At 62.4% G+C, this 21,747-nt stretch carries 19 protein-coding genes and 1 pseudogene; 11 read left to right on the plus strand and 9 right to left on the minus strand.

Going from position 1 to position 21,747, the window contains the following annotated elements:
* Nucleotides 1–461 precede the first annotated feature (461 nt).
* Both ACTOWL_RS27655 and ACTOWL_RS27660 read left to right on the plus strand, forming a co-directional pair.
* Nucleotides 462–1,166, plus strand: coding sequence for an EAL domain-containing protein (locus tag ACTOWL_RS27655; protein WP_441324502.1), 705 nt, complete (start codon nt 462–464; stop codon nt 1,164–1,166).
* Nucleotides 1,167–1,244: 78 nt separating this feature from the next.
* Nucleotides 1,245–1,409, plus strand: a complete 165-nt coding sequence (locus ACTOWL_RS27660) for a M10 family metallopeptidase C-terminal domain-containing protein (protein ID WP_441324503.1) — start codon at nt 1,245–1,247, stop codon at nt 1,407–1,409.
* A 493-nt stretch (nt 1,410–1,902) separates the two neighbouring features.
* Here ACTOWL_RS27660 and ACTOWL_RS27665 read toward each other — a convergent pair whose 3' ends face one another.
* From ACTOWL_RS27665 to ACTOWL_RS27700, 8 genes are all read right to left on the minus strand, one after another.
* Complete coding sequence (locus ACTOWL_RS27665) at nt 1,903–2,982, minus strand: calcium-binding protein (protein ID WP_441324504.1); 1,080 nt, start codon at nt 2,980–2,982, stop codon at nt 1,903–1,905.
* A 991-nt stretch (nt 2,983–3,973) separates the two neighbouring features.
* Complete coding sequence (locus ACTOWL_RS27670; protein WP_441324505.1) at nt 3,974–4,642, minus strand: TenA family protein; 669 nt, start codon at nt 4,640–4,642, stop codon at nt 3,974–3,976.
* A 63-nt stretch (nt 4,643–4,705) separates the two neighbouring features.
* A complete protein-coding gene (locus ACTOWL_RS27675; protein WP_441324506.1) occupies nt 4,706–5,416 on the minus strand; it encodes a TenA family protein in 711 nt (236 codons plus the stop codon).
* A 229-nt stretch (nt 5,417–5,645) separates the two neighbouring features.
* Nucleotides 5,646–6,614: an ABC transporter permease gene (locus tag ACTOWL_RS27680; RefSeq protein WP_441324507.1), complete on the minus strand. Its 969-nt coding sequence runs from the start codon at nt 6,612–6,614 to the stop codon at nt 5,646–5,648.
* Nucleotides 6,553–7,380, minus strand: a complete 828-nt coding sequence (locus ACTOWL_RS27685; protein ID WP_441324508.1) for an ABC transporter ATP-binding protein — start codon at nt 7,378–7,380, stop codon at nt 6,553–6,555. Before ACTOWL_RS27685 ends, ACTOWL_RS27680 begins: the two co-directional genes overlap by 62 nt.
* A 40-nt stretch (nt 7,381–7,420) precedes the next feature.
* Complete coding sequence (gene thiD, locus ACTOWL_RS27690) at nt 7,421–8,275, minus strand: bifunctional hydroxymethylpyrimidine kinase/phosphomethylpyrimidine kinase (RefSeq protein WP_441324509.1); 855 nt, start codon at nt 8,273–8,275, stop codon at nt 7,421–7,423.
* Between the two features lie 51 nt (nt 8,276–8,326).
* Complete coding sequence (locus tag ACTOWL_RS27695; protein WP_441324510.1) at nt 8,327–9,274, minus strand: ABC transporter substrate-binding protein; 948 nt, start codon at nt 9,272–9,274, stop codon at nt 8,327–8,329.
* Nucleotides 9,275–9,370: 96 nt separating this feature from the next.
* Nucleotides 9,371–10,408, minus strand: a complete 1,038-nt coding sequence (locus ACTOWL_RS27700; protein WP_441324511.1) for an ABC transporter substrate-binding protein — start codon at nt 10,406–10,408, stop codon at nt 9,371–9,373.
* Nucleotides 10,409–10,917: 509 nt separating this feature from the next.
* Here ACTOWL_RS27700 and thiE point away from each other — a divergent pair.
* Nucleotides 10,918–11,571, plus strand: coding sequence for a thiamine phosphate synthase (gene thiE / locus ACTOWL_RS27705; protein WP_441324512.1), 654 nt, complete (start codon nt 10,918–10,920; stop codon nt 11,569–11,571).
* 225 nt (nt 11,572–11,796) lie between these two features.
* Nucleotides 11,797–12,028: pseudogene (locus ACTOWL_RS27710) on the plus strand (transposase); the annotation flags it as partial.
* A gap of 248 nt (nt 12,029–12,276) precedes the next feature.
* Here the strand turns inward: ACTOWL_RS27710 and ACTOWL_RS27715 are convergent.
* Entirely contained in the window at nt 12,277–13,197 is a 921-nt protein-coding gene (locus tag ACTOWL_RS27715; protein ID WP_441324513.1) for a LysR family transcriptional regulator, read from the minus strand.
* A 561-nt stretch (nt 13,198–13,758) separates the two neighbouring features.
* On the opposite strand from ACTOWL_RS27715, the gene ACTOWL_RS27720 reads away from it, so the two are divergent.
* From ACTOWL_RS27720 to tssG, 7 genes are all read left to right on the plus strand, one after another.
* Nucleotides 13,759–14,754 carry a LysR substrate-binding domain-containing protein gene (locus tag ACTOWL_RS27720; protein ID WP_441324514.1) on the plus strand — a complete coding sequence of 332 codons (996 nt, stop codon included), beginning with the start codon at nt 13,759–13,761 and terminating at the stop codon, nt 14,752–14,754.
* A 217-nt stretch (nt 14,755–14,971) separates the two neighbouring features.
* The gene (locus ACTOWL_RS27725; protein ID WP_441324515.1) at nt 14,972–16,546 is read left to right on the plus strand and encodes a TssA family type VI secretion system protein; all 1,575 of its coding nucleotides are present in this window, start codon (nt 14,972–14,974) and stop codon (nt 16,544–16,546) included.
* A 19-nt stretch (nt 16,547–16,565) separates the two neighbouring features.
* Nucleotides 16,566–17,075: a type VI secretion system contractile sheath small subunit gene (tssB, locus tag ACTOWL_RS27730; protein WP_441324516.1), complete on the plus strand. Its 510-nt coding sequence runs from the start codon at nt 16,566–16,568 to the stop codon at nt 17,073–17,075.
* A gap of 47 nt (nt 17,076–17,122) precedes the next feature.
* Nucleotides 17,123–18,610: a type VI secretion system contractile sheath large subunit gene (tssC, locus tag ACTOWL_RS27735; protein ID WP_441324517.1), complete on the plus strand. Its 1,488-nt coding sequence runs from the start codon at nt 17,123–17,125 to the stop codon at nt 18,608–18,610.
* Between the two features lie 29 nt (nt 18,611–18,639).
* Nucleotides 18,640–19,035 carry a type VI secretion system baseplate subunit TssE gene (tssE, locus tag ACTOWL_RS27740; RefSeq protein ID WP_441324518.1) on the plus strand — a complete coding sequence of 132 codons (396 nt, stop codon included), beginning with the start codon at nt 18,640–18,642 and terminating at the stop codon, nt 19,033–19,035.
* 2 nt (nt 19,036–19,037) lie between these two features.
* A complete protein-coding gene (tssF, locus tag ACTOWL_RS27745) occupies nt 19,038–20,780 on the plus strand; it encodes a type VI secretion system baseplate subunit TssF (protein ID WP_441324519.1) in 1,743 nt (580 codons plus the stop codon).
* The gene (gene tssG / locus ACTOWL_RS27750) at nt 20,744–21,745 is read left to right on the plus strand and encodes a type VI secretion system baseplate subunit TssG (protein ID WP_441324520.1); all 1,002 of its coding nucleotides are present in this window, start codon (nt 20,744–20,746) and stop codon (nt 21,743–21,745) included. Before tssF ends, tssG begins: the two co-directional genes overlap by 37 nt.
* Nucleotides 21,746–21,747 lie beyond the last annotated feature (2 nt).

A 21,747-nucleotide genomic window follows, 5' to 3' on the forward strand; every position in this document is an offset into this window, starting at 1 on the left:
CCCTGCTGAAGCAGGTGGCGCCGCAGGTCAACCTGTCCGCCGGCATGCCGGCCGAGGCCTCGATCCAGACCGGCACCCGCACCGCCCTGCAATACGCGGTCGACCCGCTGGTCCACGCTTTCCAGCGTAGCTTCGTCGAGGATTGAGAGGCGGCTGCCCCTCAAAACCGGAGCGCATTGGCCGACGCTGCCGCCGGACGTGGGCATGAGGGGAGCGACTTGGGGGCCATGACGGTCTGGGAAGGAGGCCATTTGCAGGTTTCGCGAGCAGATCCGTAAAGGCAGCCCGCCCACACATCCGATTCTGCACGGAAACGAGGCTCTATGTATCGTCCAGAAAGCAGATTCCACGAGATGGCTCGACGCGAGCATGAGAGCCGGCGTCATGGGGCATTGCGGACAACTTCTTGCGCATCCGATGCTGCCGGCGACCCTATACCCTTCCTCCCGCCTCCGTTCACTATGGCGTTTCAGCCGATTGTCGACGCGGCGGACGGTTGCCGCATCTTCGCCCATGAGGCCCTGGTCCGCGGTAAGGCTGGTGAGGGCGCGCAAGCCGTTTTCGGGAGTATCGTGTCGCAGTATCGACACGGCTTCGATGTGGCTTGTCGGAACAAGGCCTTCGCCTTGGCGTCGCAGTTGAAGCTGCCTGCATGTCTGAGCATCAACTGCGGCCCCGAGGCTGTAATCGCCGGATACCATTCTCCGCAGGACATCTGCGATGCTTCTGAGCGGTCCGGTTTTCCGGTCAGTCGGGTGATCTTGGAAATAACGGAAGGGCCGATTGGCGATACCAAGCTTCTGGCCGCAGCCCTGATGGAGTTTCGCCGGGTCGGGATCAAGATCGCCTTTGACGACTATGGTGCAGGCTATGCCCGCGAAGGCCTTCTTTCCCTATTCCAGCCCGATTTCTTCAAGATCGACATGTCCCTGATCCAGCGGATTGACGACGCCGTGACGCATAGGATCATCGTCCGGAATTTTCTCCGTCTGTGTGCCGAATTCCACATCGTCCCGATCGCCGAAGGTGTCGAGACGCTTGGGGAGATGCTGGTGTTGCGCGACATGGACGTCGCCCTGATGCAAGGATATCTCTTTGCCCGATCGGCCGTCGAGAAGCTGCCTATGATCAATCTCCCATATTCCAATTCTCCCGAGAGAGCATAAATTCTGCATGTCGATTTGCTTATATCTGATGGACGATGCGAAGGACGGCATGTCGATGAAGATCGAGGCCCCGTACGGTTGAGCAAGAATGACGAACCAATCAGCGACGACATGCTGACGCGCAGGGCCGGGCCGAACCGCTTCGTCTACGTCACGATTGGCGACAGCACGGTGGCCTCCCAGGATGCGTTCCGCGACTTCGCTTCCGGAGACAAGATCGATCCGTCGGCGATCCGATGCTGACACGAATGCGGGCAACGGCAACGCTGCGGTCGTCGGCTCCTGCTCCAATCACAGATTGATCGGCGACAACGTCAACATCTCATCTGGCTCCTGGCGTTGCGGCGTCAGCTGACCGATTGCCGGGGGGAGCACTTCGATTCCAGCGGCGCCGCGTCCCGGACGCCGTCTGCCACGAGGGGCTACAGCCGATCTACCCGCTGGACACAAGCCTCGTCGCCCTTGGTCGCACGCTCTTACGATCCCCGGGACCGATCAACGTTCGAAATCGTCGGTCCACAATCCGCCTCCCCCAAGAGCTCCCGAAGCTCCGCAGAGAAGCCCCAAACCGACCGAAAATTCAATTCTCTGGAGCCAGGGCTGAATTGCGATGAGAAAGATGGACTGGAGGAGCGTCAGACGCTCCCCCAGCGAGCATGTCAGCGGAGACTCCTGGTGCAGGTCCGGATCCGGCGCATGAGTGAATTCGCATCGGACGGTCTCGCTGCCGTGGGCCTCAAAGCACGAAGTCGCCGGCCTGCAACGCGATCTCGCCGTAGAGGACGATCTGGAAGTCGACCACGCCATCGCCGGTCACTTCGCCCTCCACCAGCGTGTTGCCGCCCTTCTGCTCATAGCGCAGCCGCCCGGCTTGGCCCTCCACGAAGCTGTTGATGCCGATAAAGGCGAAACTCTGATCGCCGGACTTGGTCGTGTCGGCATCGATCCCTGACAGGTCGATGCGGTCGTTCTCGTGCGGGTCGAAATCCTCGATGCAGTCGCGATTTCCCTCGCCCGGCCTACTTTCCGCCACCGTCACATAGCCGAAGCGATCGGTTCCGTCCCCACCGGCAAGAACGTCTTTGCCGGCCGCGCCGTAGAGGACGTCCGTTCCGGAGCCGCCCCGGAGCTCGTCGCCGCCAGCGCCGCCCAAGAGCTGATCATTGCCGGAATCGCCGACCAGGACGTCTGCGTCGTCGCCACCATTGAGGAGGTCGTTGTCATCCCCGCCTTCAAGCCGATCGTTGCCGGAAGTGCCATACAGCCTATCCTTGCCCGAGGAACCCTGCAGGACATCGTCGCCGGCACCGCCATCGAGCACATCGTCTCCCTTGCCGCCATCGAGAGTGTCGGCGGCGGCATCAAGGCCGCCGCTCAGATAGTCATTGCCGTCGCCGCCGTGAAGGGAATCTGCGTCGAATTCGCCATAGAGCTTGTCGTCGTCGTCCCCTCCCTCCAAATGGTCCTTGCCATAGCCGCCCATGAGGACATCGTCGCCATTTCCCCCCTTGAGGGTATCTACGCCATCCCCGCCGAAGAGAAGGTCGATGCCCGCATCGCCACAGAGAATGTCGTCGCCACCGCGGCCATAGGCTTCGTCGTTGCCGGAGCCGCCGTGGAACTCGTCGTTGCCGCCCTCGCCGCGGAACTCATCATGGCCATCCCCCTCTGGAAGCGCATCGCAACTGTTGCGGACGAGGGGAGGGATGGTCCCAGCAGCAGGCTGGTGGGCGCTGGCCGCATCACGAGTGTCGACCGCGCTTTCGCTGCCATAGATGAGATTGACGAGATCTTCAGTCAGCCGACGCTCGATCATTTTCTTTACTCCGGATGATGGCATGGTGTTGCGAGCGGGCCACATGTTGGAGGGCAAGCAAAGCCCGGCATGGTCATCGCGCTCTCTGTATTGAGAGATTCCGCTACCGTGACGGAGAGTCAATAGGAAATATGGCGAATGATGTTCAAATTACCAAATATAGTATTTTTATAACCAGAAATATTTTGAATTTTGAGCGATTTTATGAATTTCATTGTTCATGGTGTTGAAATTTTTTTGGGTGATATTGGATTATCGTAAGAATGATATATGTGGTGCCTTCTGCAGATGTGGGAAGATCGAATGGATCCGGGTCTGCTGCACCAAGCTGCACGGTCTTTCTTTCCAGAGACCATCTCGATTCCCAGCCCAGGGTGGCCTAGGGCTCCGGCGATGTCGGCGATGAGCGACGTGTGGCCGGACTTGTGGAACGGCCAGCGATCGGCCAAGTGTCACCGGCGAAACATTGAAGCGTCCCGACAACGCAGCGCCCAGGCGTCGGGACGGAGGCGGCGATATTGAACCTCTCGAAGCGCCGGTGTGCTGGAACGGGGCTACGACAGTGGCATTGGCGATGTCGGAGACGTCAATAAAGTCGCGGGCGGCACCGAGACAGCCCATGCGGATCTCGGGTCGTGACGGTCCTATGCGCTTCAGGACCTGGAGGATCAGGCGCGGGGCGGCCTCGCCCGGGCCGAAGAGGTGTCTGGCGTCAGGCGATTGGATCGCCGATGAAGCCGGCCCCGCAATCGAATGCGCATGAAATCCCGCGCCCTTGCTCAGAGAGGTGGCATCGTCGTCCTCGTCATCGACGTCAGGCGGGCATGGACGACGTCGGCTGCGGCGAGAGGCGAGGTTGGCCTGCCGAGGATGTTCTGGGGATGATCGAGCCGGGACCCGCGAGCGGTCTCACGCCGAGCGCCGCCTGAGCCTCCGATCTGGCCCCATAGCTTGGTTTTCCCCGTTCGCGGCCGCGACGACGGCATCGCGATCACGCACCGGCATCAAGCGCCATCTGCCAGAAATCGGCCTCCAGCCGCGCGGCCTTGGCGAAGATGCTGCAGAGTTCAGGGAAGCGGCGTTCCGTGAGAGATCGAGCCGCAAGGCGAGACAGGTGTTCGCGGGCAAGGTGCGCAACGGCTTGATAGGCATGGCCACCATATTCTTCGATCCAGTCACGATAAGGGTGGTCTGCAAGGAACGCGGCTCCTTTCGTGGCAAGTCCTCGGCCGATCTCGGCGTAACCGATAACGCAGGGAGCCAGGGAAACATGGAGATCGAGGAGATCGCCCGAGGCCCCGCAGTCGAGCACGAAGCGGGTATATGCGACGGTTGTCGAATGCTCTGGCGTCGCCTCGATCTCGTCGGGGGACAGACCCCATCGGCCGCAGAGTCGGACATGCAGGTCCATTTCGACATCAAGGATCGCGGAAAGCGCCTTCTGCGCCGCGCGCATCTCGGCCAGTGTTCGGCTCTTGTAGATGGCGAGCGCATTGGCGCGCGCGAACTGGATCAGGAACAGGTAGTCCTGGACCAGGTAGGCCTGGAATGCGGGTTTCGGCAGCGTGCCGTCCCCCATACTCTCGACAAAGCTATGATCGACGTAGCAAGACCACTCTGTGGCGCATGCCGCCTTCAGACGCTCGAAGACATCCATCATCATGTTCGTCCTGCGGTCTGCTCCGGGCGCCTTCTCGACCCGGCAGAGAGCGCACCGATGTCGTCAACCGCGCAGAGCCGCCTCGTCCGCATACACGGCATCGAAGAATGACCGCTCGAGCGCCACGGTGCGACGAAAGAAATCGACGCACAGGTTTCTCTCCGTTGGGCCCACCCGGTCCAGCTCGGCGCGGAGGAAATCGACGAAGGCGCGGAAGCCCGTATTGTCGTGCAGCATGATCCATTCGGCATAGATGAAATTCTTCGGCAAGGATCTGGGCGCACGCATGGCCCAATCGAGATAGAGCCACTCTGCCGCCGTCAGGACCGATAGGGCTGCGGGGTAGCTGCGAGTCACGGCCGCCTGGCACATGATAGCCTTGAAGCCGGCTGTCGCCTGCGTGTCCGGAATGCCGACTCGTTGTTCGGAGGTCGTTCCGAGCGCTTCGAAAGCGCGCAGGAAATACGTGTTCTCCTCGCCCGACACGAGGCCGGTGAAGCGGCCGAACCGCAGACGCGCCTCGAAAGTGTCGGCACTGGCCATCGCCGCCCCCAGAAGCATCAGGAAGCTGTCGAGGAATCTGTGATCCTGCACCAGATAGTGGACCATTACGGCATCGGGCACTGCGCCTGCAAACAGGTCCGAGATGAAGCGGTGTCGGACGGCCTCTGTCCAGTTGGGCTCGCTGGTGGCGCGAAGGGTTTCGGTGAAGCGCTCATGCGCGAGCGGCGGTGGCTCCCAGACCGGCACGCCAATCTCCGGTTTCGTGTTCATCAGAGCACCTCATTCGTTGTCATGCCCCACATGTGACCCTGCAGGGACGGGAACGCGCGCTTGTGCATCTGGCCGCCACCGACCGGGATGCGACCGAGCCGCCCTGGCCTCACATGATCGTGCGTGCGCGGGCGGTGATGTCTCGGGGCAGGCCTTTGGCCGGCGGCCTTTGATCGGCGCGGCAACCTCTCTGTCGTGGCCCCAACGGCATCTCGGAAAATTTGGTGAATCATGGTGCTCCCACTTGCCAGCGGACCAGCAGACGAGCGCCATGATCGACCACGGCGTAGAGCGCCAGCGCGACGACCATCACGATGACGACGGCTGCGAACAGAAGATCAGTCTGCATGCGGGAATTGGCCTGCAACATCAGATGGCCCAGCCCTGCACTGGAGCCGACCCATTCGCCTATGATTGCACCGATCGGTGCCACGCCCGCCGCCACGCGGACGCCCGACGCCATCGCCGGCAGCGCCGCGGGCACCCGGATCTGCCACAGGACGGCGCCAGGTCGGGCGTTCATGACTCGAGCGAGGTCGAGCCAGCCGCGTTCGATCCGCCGGAGTCCGTCGAAGAAGGAGGTGGTCACCGGGAAAAAGATGATGAGCACGGCCATGACGATCTTAGAGCTCATGCCGTAGCCGAGCCACAGCACCAGAAGCGGCGCCAGAGCAAAGACGGGGAGAGCCTGGCTGCCGACCACGATCGGCATCAGCCAGCGCCGGGCCGCTTGGGATGCCATGACGAGCAGCGCCAGGCCCGCGCCGATCGCAGTGCCGAGCACGATGCCGAGCACGATTTCGGTGAGGGTGACGAGCGCATTGCGGAAGAGGAGGCCTGGCTGTGCGAGCATGGAGGCGATGACCGCGCCAGGGCTGGGCAGGATGAACTTGGGCAAGCCGGCCAGGTGGACAAGCAGTTCCCAGACGAGCAGGAGCCCTGCTGTCGTGATCACGATGCGAAGCGCATTCATCAGCCAGCGCCGTGGCGTGTGGGATCTTGCGACGAACTGCATCAAACTCGCGCCACTCGCTGTGACCGCGACGATGCCGAGCACGACCTCGGCAAGTCGGTCGGATCGGAAACTGGTACCGAGGTTCGCCAAAAGCACGTCAGCACCGCGATGCGGGAAGACCTCATCTGCGTCCTCCGTCCATGGGCGGGAGGAGAGCCAGCTGGCGGAGGAGGCGAGCTTCAAGATCGGATGCTGCGGGATCATCGATCGGTCGCGGCGGGCGGCCAGGCGGCCGAAACACATCGAGGGCGCGTGCCGGCGTGCCGCCCAATACAATCACCCGATCGCCGAGGCGAAGCGCTTCCCTCGGGCTATGCGTCACCAGCACGACGGTTCGGCCCTTGAGCAAATTGGCGGCCAGCTCCTGCAGGCGATAGCGCGTTATGGCATCCAAAGCCGAGAACGGCTCGTCCATTAGGACGAGCGGACGGTCCTCGATCAGAGTACGAGCAAGGGCGACGCGCTGCCGCATGCCTCCCGAGAGTGTTACGGGCAGGCTGCCGCGGCGGTCCCCGAGACCGAGCTGCGCGAGAAGCTCGCCGGCTCGTATCCGTAGGCGGCGCAGCTCCGAGCGTCGCGCCCCGCGCAGGCGATATCCGAGGAGGACATTGTCTTCTGCAGTCAGCCAGGGCAGAAGCTGGTCTTGCTGGGCCATGAGAGCGACGCCGCATGTGAAGGCTGCCCCTTCGCGGGAGAGCGTTGCTCCGGGCAGCAATCCGCCGATCATGTGCAGCAGGCTGGTCTTGCCGACGCCGGTAACGCCGAGAATGCAAGTGCAGCGACCGGCGTCGAGGCCCATTGTGAAGTTTCGGAACAAGGTGCGGCCGCCCAGGGCGAAATGCTCGATCGCGACGGCAATATCCGATGGCGCGGGCCCCCGCGAGGCGAGCTCGTGATCTTGGCCCAAGGGGAGGGGGGCCCCGGTTTGACCGATCGACTGAATGGTCATGCGGGATGTCCTCTCCATTGATGAGATATATCTGCTGCGGTCAGCGCATCGCGTCAGCGGGCTTGGTCCGACAGGGCTTCTGAATGACAGATTTTGCCTTCCAAAGATCATGGAAGTGGTGAACGGGACCACGACCCCGCCCGATAGCGAGGACGTCTGCGGCCGCAATGGCATCCGCCACATAGGTCTTTGCAACCCGTACGGCATCGGGCAAGGAAAGTTCTTGGGCAAGCAAGGCGGCGATCGCCGCCGAGAGCGTACAGCCGGTACCGTGTGTCCGTCTTGTCGGCACACGCGCTCCGCAAAGCCAAAAGCGCGCACCCTCGCAATCAAGGAAGTCCGGGCTGTCGTCACCTTCGAGGTGTCCGCCCTTGAGGAGGACTGCCGCGGCCCCTTCGGCCCTGAGCCGATCGGCGATCAGAGGCATCTCGCCGCGAGTGGCGACAGATCCTTCATCGAGTAGGGCCGCCGCTTCCGGAAGATTAGGGGTGACGAGGCTCGCCAGCGGCATCAGCCGCGATCTGAGGATGGCGATGGCGGCCGGATCCAGCAGATTGTCTCCGCCCTTTGCGACCATGACGGGATCGAGCACGATCCAGCGCGGCTGCCAGAATTCCAGTGCCTCGGCGACAGCCTCCACGGTTGCCGCGGAGTGCAGCATCCCGATCTTGACAGCCGAGACGTCGAGATCGGCAAAGACCGCGTCGATCTGCTGTCGGACGAATTCGGGAGCGAGGGCGACGATGGCAGCTACGCCGATCGTGTTCTGGGCGGTCACGGCCGTGAGGGCGGTGCAGCCGTAAGATCCGAGCGCTGAGATGGTCTTCAGATCGCCTTGGATCCCAGCGCCACCGCTGCTGTCGGAGCCGGCGATCGTGAGCGTGATGGACGTCATATCTCAGCCTCTCTTAAGCGCCGATGGACCTTGGCGGGTACGACAGTTCCGTCACGGCGCCGTCGCGAACAGATCCACCGCGTAGCTGCTCAGAGGCGGCAGATTTATCACCGAGTGCTGCGCCTCCAGGAATGCTGCGAAGCGCTGATACTTACCGAAAGCCAATGCGGCCGGGCTCTGCGCAAAACGTGGCCACGTGTCCTGCCATGCGCGTCGGTTGAGTTCGTCGTCGAGACCGTCGTCGCTGGCCTTGAAGACATCCCAGGCCTCGGCTGGATGGTTCAGTATCCAGTACGTGGCCTGCTCCAACGCCAGTAGGAAGCCTCTGAGTTCGGGCGCGGCAAGCTTGTCGCGCCGGGTAACGTATATGAGCTCCTCATAGGCAGGCACGCCCTCATCCTCGAGAAAGAAGGCCCGTCCGGGATGGCCATCGATCGCCATCTTGTTGAGCTCGAAATTGCGGTATCCGCCGATGATGGCATCGACCTGATGGGACAGCAGCGCCGGCAGGAGGGAGAAGTTGACGTTAACGAGATCCACGTCATCGAGCGTCAGTCCGGCGCCGGCCAGAACGCGCGCCAGCAGGACCTGTTCGGTGCCTGCCACGGAGTAGCCGATGCGCTTGCCGCGCAGATCCGCAATGGTCTTGATCGGGCCGTCACGCAAAACGATCACCGTATTGAGCGGCGTCGCGATCAGTGTGCCGAACCGGACAAGCGGGAGGCCAGCTGCGATCTGCAGCGGCAACTGCGGCTGATATGTCACGGCGATGTCGCCTTCGCCAGCGGCGACGAGCTTCGGAGGGTCGTTTGGATCAGAGGGCACGCGCAGTTCGACATCCAGACCTTGGGCAGCGAAGAACCCCCTGTCGCGAGCCACGATCAGCGGGCCGTGATCCGGATTGATCGACCAATCGAGATAGACGACGAGCCGCTCGGCCGCCGATGCGGATGGCGTGGCCAGGAAAAGCAATAGAAGGATCGCCAAAAATCTCGCCATGGACTTCTCCCTCATTCCGTGATTGGCAGATGGCCGGCTGCCTTGTGACTCGGGGAAGGCGAGCGCAGACGTTGCGTGGGATATCGGGTGCGACGGCTACTTCGCCGCCCAGGTGTTGAAGCGCTCGGTCAGGCTGTCGATGTTCTCCAGCCAGAATTCGGCGTTCAGCTCGATCGCCTGGGACATGTTGGCCGGGTTGGTCGGCAGGCCGGGCAGGTACTGGGCCGGGATCAGCGGCGTCGCCGCCTTGTTGGTGACGCCATAGGTGATCTTGGTCGGCAGCTTGGCCTGATTCTCCGGCTTGCCGACGAAGGCCAGGAACTTGGTGGCGGCGTCGACATTGGGCGAACCCTTCAGGATCACCCAGCTGTCGATGGTGAACAGGCTGCCGTTCCAGACGATCCGGAAATCCTTCTTGTCGGCGTCGTTGGCGGCGGCGATGCGGCCGTTATAGGCGGTGGTCATCGCCACCTCGCCCGAGGCCAGCATCTGCGGCGGCTGGGCGCCGGCGGCCCACCAGATCAGGTTTGGCTTCAACTCGTCCAGCTTGCGGAAGGCGCGGTCCACGCCCTTGGGCGTCGCCAGCACCTTGTAGACATCGGCCGGGGCCACGCCGTCGGCCATCAGCGCGATCTCCAGGTTGGTCTTTGGCCCCTGGCGCATCGCCCGCTTGCCGGGGAACTTCTTCACGTCCCAGAAATCGGCCCAGCTCCTCGGCCCATCAGGTAACCTCGCGCCGTCGTAGGCCAGCACATAGCTGTAGATCACCGAGCCAACGCCGCAGTCGTTCACCGCGGCCGGCAGATAGGCGTCGCGGCCGCCGATCGCGTCCCAGTTCAGGAGTTCGAACAGCCCTTCCTCGCAACCCAGCGCCAGGCTCTCCGCCTCAGCCTCGACGACATCCCAGCTCGAATCGCCGCCCTCGACCTTGGCGCGCAGCACACCGATGCCGCCATCCCAGGTGTCCTCCCGCATCGGTATGCCAGTGGTGCGGAACGGATCGAAGTAGATCTCCTTCTCCACCTGCTGATAGGCACCGCCCCAGGACACCACGGTCAGGTCCCGGGCCGCGGCCGGCGTGGCGATAGCGGCCGCCAGAATCGCTGTTGGCAGGACAAAGACGTAAGGGCGCATAACATTCTCCGAATGGGACGGAAGGAGATTGAAGCGGTTCGTCCAGCCACACACGCGATCGCACGGCCACCCGTTACATCGGCAACCAAATCCTCTCCGGATCAGGTCGCGTGCAGACCCATGCGGCTTCCAATGACAATTTGGCGAGATGGCTCGGGGTCTGTTGGCCGGAGTCGTGCCCTCAGCTTGAAAAACTCCAATATCAACCGCCCCAATTCATTATCAACAATGCGAGGATTTGGCAATAGGCTTAAATAGTTTCATCAATTATAACTGATGATTATTCAGTAATATAAAAATGTTATAGTTAATGCTTATAGATCTGAGTTTGGATCTATGAGATCTTAATGACGATGAAGATTCGGTGCGCGCCGACCGGTCTCGTCGACTATTGAGTGTGGTGCGAAGCGCCTCCCTGGGAATCCGGACGCCAGAGCGATGACAGGATCGCGCTCCGGATCTTGGCCTCCTTCTGTGCCTCCGGCGATCACCGGAAAGGAGATCTAGTGATGCTTCGGTGTCATTCGAAATTCGATCTGTATCTCGTAACCGATCGCGCGATTTGCGCGGAACGGGGATTGGTCTCGATTGTCGATGCCGCCTCGTCGGCCGGTCTCGACGCCGTGCAGATTCGAGACGACGTTACGCCAGACGCCGAGTTGATCGCCCTCGGGCTCGAGTTGCTCGCGTTCCTTCGCCCGCGTGGCGTGGCTCTGATCATCAACAATCGGGTCGAGATCGCGGCGGCGATCGGTGCCGACGGCGTTCACATCGGCCAGTCCGACATGCCGCCCGCCCAGGCGCGGGCCATGCTCGGGCCATCGGCTGTTATCGGACTCAGCATCAACGACCCTGCTCAGGTCGCGGCGGTGGATCCCGATATCGTGGACCATCTCGGTGTGGGGCCAATCTATGGCGTCGAAGTCAAGACGGATGCCGCTCCGGCCATGGGGCTGGAGGGGCTCCGGAGGTGCCGCAAGGCGACCTCGCTGCCGATCGTCGCCATCGGAGCGATTCACACTCACCACATCCCTGAATTGATTCGCGCTGGCGCAGACGGCATCGCTGTGGTCCGAGCCATCATATCCGCCGATGATGTTGCCGGCGCAACACGTGGGCTCGCATCGCAGATGGCCGAGGCCAAGATGCGCCACACAGTCTGATGCGATCCACACTGGCCCGACGGGCGATCGCGAGAGCATCGTGGGTGAGAAGGGACTCCCCGGACCCCAAAGCCGCCGCGAGCCGGCCGGGATCATCACGGCAACCACTCCCTCGGCAAGGCTTTGCCAGAGTACGGCGCAGGAATCCGCCTGGAAAATCGGCATGAGGCTTCTCGGAGGGGTGGATTCGTGATGCAAGCTCGGGCGAGGCAGAGATGAGACCGGATTGCCGAGATCGCCCGGAAGACTAAGTGCCGCCCTTGGGTTTGACGAATGAAGAATGGAAGCGGATCGCGCTGCTGATGCCCGAGCCATCGCGTCGGAGGAGACCGATCTGAGGGCAGTGATCGGCGCCCAGCGCTGTTGGGCTACGCTGGGAGTTGTTGCCGGTCCATTTCATCCCTGGCAGACGGTCTACTGGCGGTTTCCCCGGCTGATGCGTCGGTTCCTGTTCCAAGAGCATCCCTGACCTCTGGCTGACGTGCGACGGAGAGCAGTCCAGGTGAGAGGATTCTCCGTGACCGACGGACGAATGGTCATCAAGGCGGTGTCGGTCAGATCTGACCCAATAGTCGGTGAGCGCCTTCCGACCGGGCATCGCAATCCTGGGAACAATACGATGTCATTCACATCGGCTTCCGTGTTGATGCCGCTATGACACCCAATATCTTTGGCCGCGTCGGCCAGGATTGCGGCGCGCAGCGGCTATCGCTGCGGCTCTGTGTCCTCGATGCTCGGCGCAAAACCTGTCTGCAGTGCACTGAGGACGAGGTCCAGAAGCGCTGCCCTGCGATCGCCTCTGCCGACCAGAGCGATGATGTCCAGCACAGGGAAGTCGGCGAGGGGAACGATCCGCGCGCTGCTGCCTGGCACGGCGTTCCGGGCGACGTGCCGTTCGACCAGAGCAATTCCTGCTGGACTACTGATCGCCAAGGATGCGGCGGCACGCTGCGTTCTGGCCTCGAGCCGCACGTCAGGTGTCAGCCCGGCACGCAGGAACATCTGATCGAAGAGTGCTCGAAGCGGATGTGGCGAGGAAACCAGAATCAGCCTTGCGGTTGCGAGATCGGCAACCGTCAGTTGCTCGGCGACGCTCAGCGGATGGCCATCAGGGACCACGGCCACGAGCGGCTGCTGGCCGAGAATGATCGGCTCCAGTTCGGGCGGGCAGACGACGGGGCCGATCAACACGCCGACCTCCGCGTGCCCCAACGAGACGGCCCGGACGATGCCCTCGTAGTTGTCGATGTTGAGGGCGATCTTCACATCGGGATGCGGGCCGAGAACCTTGCTGACGATCTTCGGGATGGTCTCTTCGCCATAGGCCGGCAGGGTGCTGATGCGGACCAGGCCGCGCGCGCCGCGCTTGATGGCCTCGATCTGGGTCTTGATCTCATCGAGGCCTATCAGATTCCGCCTCACCGTCGAGAGAAAGATCGAACCCTCCAGGGTTGGCCGCATCCCGAAGCGCCCGCGCTCGAACAAGGTGAGGCCCGTCTGGGCTTCCAGATTGGCAATGGATTTCGTGATCGCCGGCTGGGTCACGCCGACCTTCTGAGCCGCCAACGTCGCCGAGCCAGTTTCGACGACCGCCTGGAACATCTCGAGAGACCGGAAATCGATCATCAGTTCACCCAGTATGATTCTGTCGGCTGCTCTCCTTGCTCTTCCACGACGAACTGAGCGCAAGCCATATGCCGAGGCGGGGATCGCATGGCAAACTATCCAGAATATAAAGATGATTCCGACAGAATGCAAGAATGTAATTCAATAAAAATAAGTTATGCAAGTTTCTGTTTTTGTAATATCGCAAGTTATCCAGATAATTATCGGCGTATTGGCATTGCAGACATTCGGCGGCTCGTGCTGGAATGATCAAAAGATCGAAATTGGTCACAGGGATCGCAGTATTCGACCGATTCTGCAGCGGCCGCCTTGTGCGGCGCGATCGCGGGCGGCATGGGGCGGGACGTTGAGCCCAAAGATCGGGGACGGACGGACTAACGGCCGAAGCGTCACCGCTCATATGCTCCGACTCGTCCTTTCGGCTGATCTGGTTTGTCCTTCCAGCCGATATCCGGACGGACGAGCCGACGCCGAACCTCGCTCGCGACGTTGGCCGAGGGGATGGATCCGCCTGTCAAGTTGATGCTGCTGCAAGTGACTGCTGCTGAAAGGTGGACGCAGATGAAGCGATTGGACAGCCATACCGTCGAAGTGTTTCGTGCCGTCGTCGAGGCGGGGTCGGCCACGCATGCCGCCGCTTCACTTGGGATCACGCAGCCGGCGGTCACGAGGGTGATCAGTGGGTTCGAGAAGCATTGCGGCTTCCGTCTGTTCGAACGGGGGCGGTTCGGGATGCGTCTGACACCCGATGGCCGCGTGATCTACGAGGAAGCTCAGCGCAGTGTTGTCGGTCTGGACAGATTGCAGCGCTGCGTGGCGTCGGTCCGCGACGGCGTCGGTGCCATGTTGAGCCTCGGCCTCGTCGCGACGCTGGCGGAGGGGCGGATGGGACAGCGGCTCGGGGACTACATCAGACGGACCCCGGGTCTTCACGTCCAAATCGCCGTCGATCCGCCGAGCCGGATCGTGAACGATCTGCTCCTCGGCCGCTGCGACGCGGGAATCATCTGCGGGGCTTATCTCGCGGATCCGCGGGTCGAGGTCACAGTTCTGGGGCGGCGCGCGCTCGCTGCCGTCATGGTGCCCGACCATCCGCTGGCGCAGCGTCCAAGGCTCGAGCCGTCCGACCTCGCGAGAGTTCCCTTGATCCATCTCGAGCAGAGCGATCCTTTGCGCCGCCTGTTGGACGGTGCCTTTGCGCGAGCGGGTGTGGTTCCGAATGTGGTCGGCGAAGTCTCGACGCAGAGAGCCGCCGCGACCATCGCGTCGGGGAGCGCAGGCGTCGCTCTGGTCGAGATGGAACTCGCGGCCCAGATGTCGCCGCTCGGACTCGTCAGCGTACCGCTCTGGGACGTTGGCTGTGAAGTCTTGGCGATCATGCTGCGATCGAAGATCCGCACCGCGGTGCTCGATCGGCTCCTCAATTGGATTGCCAGACCCGATGATGATGCCGATCAGCCCGACTTCGACGGCCACGGGAGCGGCGACTCGGCCCCGCGAAAGGGTAACGGTTGGCAACCGCCGCCGACCGATGTTCAGGCAGCCCACCCCGACTAAAAGTCATGCAACCAATAACCAAAACAAGGATATCTATTACTCATAGTGATTTGAAATCTACTTCCATCACGGCTACTTATTGTGGTGCGTGTATGTGGGTATTCCGTTGCACGGGCGTGACGTGATCTGGGTGGGCGACGCGTTTCAGCGCAAGCTTCCACGGGCCGAGATCCGCAACGCACCGAGGCATTCGTGGTCCGCGGCCGGGGTTAGAGGCATGAAGATGGATGAGGGAAAGGCCGGGCTCGGATCTGATCCTATCCCAGGCCTGTCGGCGGTCGGCGAGAGCGTCCGATACAGTTCGGAGTTCGAGGCTCTGGAGGCGCAGATCCGGCTTCTCGATCGCCAGGGGCCTGCCGCGGTCGACTGGGGGGAAGTCGAGAGTCGATCCGCCGATATTCTGCGGAACAGATCGAAAGACATCCTTGCTGCAATCTATCACGCCTACGCATGCTGGCGGCGTGATAGCTTCGCCGGCCTTGCAGCCGGGCTGACCGTCCTCGACGAGTTGTGCGCGTCCTATTGGGAGGATGCGCTTCCACCCAAGACGCGAATGCGGGCTCGGATCATTGCCTTCGAGTGGCTGGATGAGCACCTGGCTGCCGACCTGGGCGCCCGTCAGGACAACAGGGCGCCACCGGAAGCGGTCTGCCAGGCTCATGAGGCGTTTCGGCATCTGCTCGACAGCCTCGCCGCCGTCGGTGGCCTTGATCGCATTTTCGGGAAGACCTCCTCACCATTGCGCACTTTGGACGAGCAGGCTCGCAGTCAGTTGCAGCGGGTATCGCAGGAGGATAGGAGCGCGGACGGCGCCATGGCGGCGCATGCGACCGAGGCATCCTTGCGTGACGCAGCCAGCGGTGCCGACGGAGTGCCCCTGGCGCGGGTGTCCGATCCGGATCGGGCGATCGAGATCTTGCGGGCGGCGATGTCCGATGTCGGTCTTACACGGCTGGCGGCCGATCCATTCGATGTGCGTGCCTATGCGCTGCTCGGCGAGGCAACGTGGCTGTCCGTGCCGGCTCTGCCTGTCGCGGACGGGGGGCGAACCGGCCTGACCGCGCCGGCGCACGAACAAGTCCAAGGGCTGACAGCCTTGCGGGCGGACGACCCGCGGCGATGCCTCATGGAGCTCGAGCGCTTCTGCTCGGGGCCGGGTCTCTTCTGGCTCGACGGCCAACGTCTGATCGCGGAGCTCCTGGCGCGTGCGGGAGATGCGGCGCAGCCCGCGCTGCGGTGTCATGCCGGGAGGGTTGGACTGGCGCTGCGGCGCCTTGACGGTCTGGAGACCTTGGCGTTCAGCGACGGTCAGCCCTTCGCGGACGCGGCGACACGCGCCTGGCTTGGAGGCCTGAGCGCAGGCGATGGCGAGGCCAACGCAGTGGAAGGCCCGCCGCCTTGGGAGACCGCCTTCGAGGAGGCATCCGCCCTCGTTGCCGCCGGACGGGTCGAAGATGGATTTAAGCGGCTGCGGCCGCCCGCGTCGTCGTCCAAGGGTAGGGAATGCGCCTGCTGGCTCGTCGCGCAGCTTCGGCTCTCGATCCACGCCGGTGAGATTGTCGCCGCACAGGGGCTCGCACGTCATCTGGCCGGCCTTGTCCGGGATCACAGGCTGGACTGCTGGGAGCCGGATCTGGCAGCCGACATCCTTGAAATGGCGTGCCGCTGCCACCCCGCCGTGGACATCGGAAACCCGGAGCGGTCCGCGATGGTCGACGGGTGGATGACGCGGCTCGCGGGGCTCGACCTGTCGAAGGCGCGTGCCGTTCTCTCGAACCCATCAATCCGTTGACGCGAGAAAGGATTCGAACATGAGTAACGATGGTTCCGTGGCACCCAAGGACCGGGTCAACATCCGCTATATCCCAGCCGGTGGGGACCAGAAAGAAGAAGTTGAGCTGCCCTTGAAGCTTCTGGTCATCGGCGAGTTCGCGACCAGGGCGGACGACTCGCCGATCGGCGAACGCGAATTGATCTCCATCGATAAGGATACCTTCAACGACGTGATGCGGGGCCAGAACCTCAGTCTCGATCTCAAGGTCCCGAACCGTCTGAGCGATGCGGATGCGTCGGAGGAGAAGGAGGATCTCGCCTTCAACCTGACCTTATCGACCCTGAAGGATTTCGATCCGGACGGCGTTGCCGCCCAGGTGCCTGAGCTCCGGAAACTCCTTGAACTCCGGGAGGCGCTGCTGGCGTTGAAAGGGCCACTCGGGAACGTGGCCTCCTTCCGGAAAGCCCTTCAATCCCTGTTGGGAGACGAGCAAGCCCGGGCCCGGCTGCAGGAAGAGCTCCTGCGCATCCCCGGGCCCGACGCCTGACAGCCCGCTGGATCGCTTGATCGTCCCGTTGCTTCATGGAGAGATTCATGCCCTCAGATGCACTGACCAACCAGGCGGCAATCGCTGCGACCACCGCCACATCCGGTTCCCTGCTCGACGAGATCCTTCAGAAGACGCAGCTTCGCCCCAGTGACGACGGGTATGACGTGGCCCGAAGAGGCGTCGCGGCCTTCGTGTCCGAACTCCTCAAGCCATCCGCCGAGAATGAACGCATCAATGTCGGCCTCGTGGACAGCATGGTGGCGGAGATCGACTTGAAGCTGGGAGCTCAGGTCAACGAGATCCTTCATACGCCGGCATTCCAGAAGCTCGAATCTGCGTGGCGCGGTGTCAAGTTCCTGGTCGATCGGACCGACTTCCGTCAAAACATACGGTTGAACCTGCTGACCGCGAGCAAGACGGAGCTCCTGCAGGATTTCGAGGACTCGCCCGAGATTTCGAAGAGCGGCCTCTACAAGCACGTCTATACGAACGAGTTCGGTCAGTTCGGCGGGCGACCGTTCGCGGCGATGATCGCCGACATGCCGTTCGGACCAGGCACGCAGGACATCACGCTCCTGCAGGACATGTCGAGCGTCGCCGCCATGGCGCATGCGCCGCTCATCGGAGGGGCGTCTCCGGAATTCTTCGGCGTCGAATCATTCGAAGGCTTGGCTAATCTGCGCGACATTCAGGCGATCCTGGAAGGCCCCAAGTTCACGAAATGGCGCGCGTTCCGGGATTCGGAGGATTCGCGATATGTCGGCCTCGCCATGCCACGCTTTCTCCTCCGCGAACCCTATCATCCCGGATCGGTCCAGGCGCGCAGCTTCAACTTCGAGGAGGAGGCCGCAGGCCGGAGCGCGAACTACTTATGGGGAAATGCCGCCTTCGCCCTGGCGTCACGCCTGACCGAGAGCTTTGCCGATTACCGCTGGTGTCCCAACATTATCGGGCCGCAGTCTGGAGGCACGGTCGAGGACATGCCTGTTCATCTCTTCGAGAGCATGGGCCAGACCCAGGCGAAGATTCCGACGGAAGTCCTCATCTCCGATCGACGCGAATATGAGCTAGCGGAGCAGGGGTTCATTCCTCTGACGATGCGCAAGGACAGCAACAACGCGGCGTTTTTCTCGGCCAATTCGGTCAAGCGTCCCAAGGTGTTCTCCAACACGCCGGAAGGGAAGGCAGAGGAACTCAACTATCGGCTCGGAACGCAACTGCCGTACCTCTTCATCGTGAGCAGGCTCGCGCACTATATCAAAGTCATGCAGCGCGAGAATATCGGCTCCTGGAAGAGCCGCACCGAGCTGGAGACGGAGTTGAGCAACTGGATTCGCCAATACGTCTCTGATCAGGAGAATCCTTCGGCCAGCGTCCGGTCGCGACGGCCCCTGCGCCGCGCGGAGATCAGGGTGGAAGACGTCGAGGGTGAACCCGGTTGGTTCCGTGTCGCGCTGACCGTCCAGCCGCACTTCAAATATATGGGGGCCGATTTCTCGCTCGGCCTCGTCGGCAAGCTGGACAAGGCCTAATCCCGAACGCGTCATCAGGTACAGCGATCATGTCGGAATGGACGTTGTTGGAACGGCTGAGCAGGCCGTCCGCCCTGCGCCAGACCGGCGCGGGGCAGATCGAGAGCATTGTCGGGAACCTTTCTGCTCTCTTCAACTCCCGACAGAGCAGCTCGCTCTCGCGCCCGGACTACGGCCTGCCTGATTTCAACGACCTGCTGCATGAGGTCCCGGGCATCATCCCGAGGCTCGTTCGGATCATCGAAGAGCAGATCGAATTGTTTGAGCCGAGGCTGGTCCGATGCCGGGCGAGCCATGTCGATGATGCGGAGACCTCTTTGGTTCTCAAATTCCTACTCAATGGCGCCCTGGCCGAAAATCCGGATGTGCGGATCCGGATCGAGACTTTCGTCGGCCTCGGGGGACGCTTCAAGGTCAGGCTGTGACGATGAGCATGCGTCGATACTATGAAGAGGAGCTGGCCTATCTTCGGGATCTCGGAGCGGAATTCGCCTCCGAGAATCCCGGTCTGGCACCCTACCTCATGCGCGGCAGTCAGGATCCGGCCGTCGAGCGGTTGCTCGAGGGATTCGCATTCCTGACTGGGCGCCTGCGGGAGCGGCTTGACTCTGAGCTGCCGGAGCTGACGCATGGGCTGCTCGAGCTCCTCTGGCCGCAGATGCTGCGGCCCATTCCCTGCACGTCGGTCGTCAGCTTCGAGGCCCGTGCGGACACGGGCTTCAAAAATGAGAAGATCGCGGCCGGGACGCAGGTCCAGAGCCGGCCGGTCGCCGACGTACCCTTCATCTTTCGAACCTGCCATGATCTCATACTGCGGCCGGTGCGGCTGTCCGCGGCGACGTTGAGTGATGTCGCCGGACGCTCCGTGCTCAAGATCGGTCTTGCCTTTCTTGGCGGTGCGCCCGCGGAGCTTCAGGATCTCAGTCCTCTCCGGCTTTTCCTCAATTTCGGCTGGGACCGACACGTCGCCAGCGACCTCAGGCTGATGCTGTTGAGGCATGTCCGATCCTGTTCGGTTCTCTGCGAGGACGGCCGCACCATCTCGTTGGAGACGAACTGCATCCATCCCGTCGGATTCGAGCCGTCCGAGGCGGTGTTGCCGGTGCTCGACAGCGCCTTCGACGGATTCCGGCTTCTTCAGGAATACCTGATGATTCCGGACAAGTTCATGTTTGTCGACGTCGTCGGACTGCCGCCGGGACAGGTCCTCGGAGCGAGCTTCACTTTGATCTTCGAGTTCGAACACGCCGTCCCGACCAACATCCGGCTGAGCCCCGACCAAATCCAGGTGAACTGCACCCCTGTGATCAATCTCTTCGAAATCGATGCCGAGCCGATCACGATGCATCGTCGGCGCAGCGAATACCGGCTGCGCATACCCTCCAGCCGAGCGGTTCAGCGTCGACTGTACCAGGTTCTGGAGGTCGCAGGCTGGCAGCGGGGCAGCGCCCGCCGTGTCGCATACCTGCCGTTTGAGCAGTTTGCGATTCTCAACTCCGATCAGGCGGCCGGCTACTACCGGCTTCGCTTCCAGTCGGGCCTATCCGAGGGCGTCGAAGCCTATCTGTCCTTTGTCGATCGACACGACCGACCGATTCCTGCAGCAGCTGAGACGATCGTCGCCTCCGTTCTCGCCTGTGACGGATTCGGCCCGGAGGCGCTCGGCGTGAACATGATCGATCAGCCGACCACGGACTCTCCGACCTTTGCCAATTTCCGCAATCTGACGCCACCGACGGCTTTCGTGAACGCCCCGATCGGCCGGCACGGCCTTTGGTCGGTCGTGATGATGCTGGCCAGAAACTATCACTCGCTGATCGATCTGGAGGGGCTGCGGATCCTGCTCGCGCAACTCAATGTGCGTGCCGTCCACGATCGGGATGCCCAAAGCCGCCAGGAGCAGATGGGGCAGGCCCTGCTGCGTATCCAGACGCAGGGCATGGACACTCTCATCCGCGGGCTTCCTGTGCGGGGGCGGCGGATCCAGCTGGATGTTAACGAGATGCAACTGGGGGGCATCGGCTCAGCCATTCTCTTCGGGGACGTCTTCGATGCCTTCCTGCGCATGTTCGCGACGGTGAATTCCTGTCACCAGTTTGTCCTTCGCTGCGCCAATCGCAATGCGGTGTACCAATGGCCGACGCAAATCGGATCGACGCTGCCAATTTGACGGCGGCCCCGTTCTCCTTCGATTTCTTCCGGGCGGTGGCCGTGACGGAAGAAGTCGTGGGCGGGGGGGCCTTGATCGGCCAACTCGGTCCAGCGCAGGCGGAAGTGGTGCGCTTCCATACGCATAGCGGATTCGAATTCCCGGCCAGCGAGATCGTCTCCGCGGAGGTGCTGCCGGCGGCTGAAGGTGGTCCCGTTCCGGAGCGGCTGCATCTGACCATCACATTCTTCGGTCTGAACGGCACAGTGTCGCCGCTGCCCACCCACTACGCCGAAAGTCTTCTCTTCACGGTGAACGACAACACCCGTGATCTGTTCGATCTGTTCAATCACCGTCTGATCTCGCTGCTGTATCGGATCTGGCGCAAGTACCGATTCGAACTGAAATCCAGCGACTCGGACGTTTTTATCAGCTGTCTTCTGGCCCTGGCCGGTATACCGGCGGAACGCAGGGGCGATGCCGGGTGGCTGCAGGCGGACCGGGTGCTCGGTATCCTCCCGCACGCGATCCACTGGTGCCGGTCGCCGGCCAGCATGGCCGTGATCCTGCGGCACTGGTTCGAGGGCATTCCATTCAGAATCGTCGAGTTTGAGCGGCGGGAGGTCTCGATCGATCCATCGCAGCTTTGGGCGCTTGGGTCCGCCGCGCTGGATGGCGAGGCCGTTCTCGGCGACGTTGTGGAGGACATCGCCGGCAGCTTCCGGGTGGTCTGCGGGCCGCTCGATCGCGGCTTCCTGATGCGTCTTCTTCCCGATGGAGAAGACTACGGGGAACTGATCCACATCCTTCGGTTCCTGTCCCGCGACGCTGCGAGCGTCGTTCTGCAACTGACGCTCAAGTGGGAGGAACTCACCGGTATGACGCTGGGATCGGACGACGATCGGCTCTCCTTCTGCGGCTGGCTGGGCCGTCCTGACGTCGATGACGAGATCGAGTGGCCCTGCTTCGTATTGGAGGACCTGTGAGC

The sequence above is a fragment of the Inquilinus sp. CA228 genome, from assembly GCF_052078665.1.
In the GTDB taxonomy this organism is placed as follows: domain Bacteria; phylum Pseudomonadota; class Alphaproteobacteria; order DSM-16000; family Inquilinaceae; genus Inquilinus.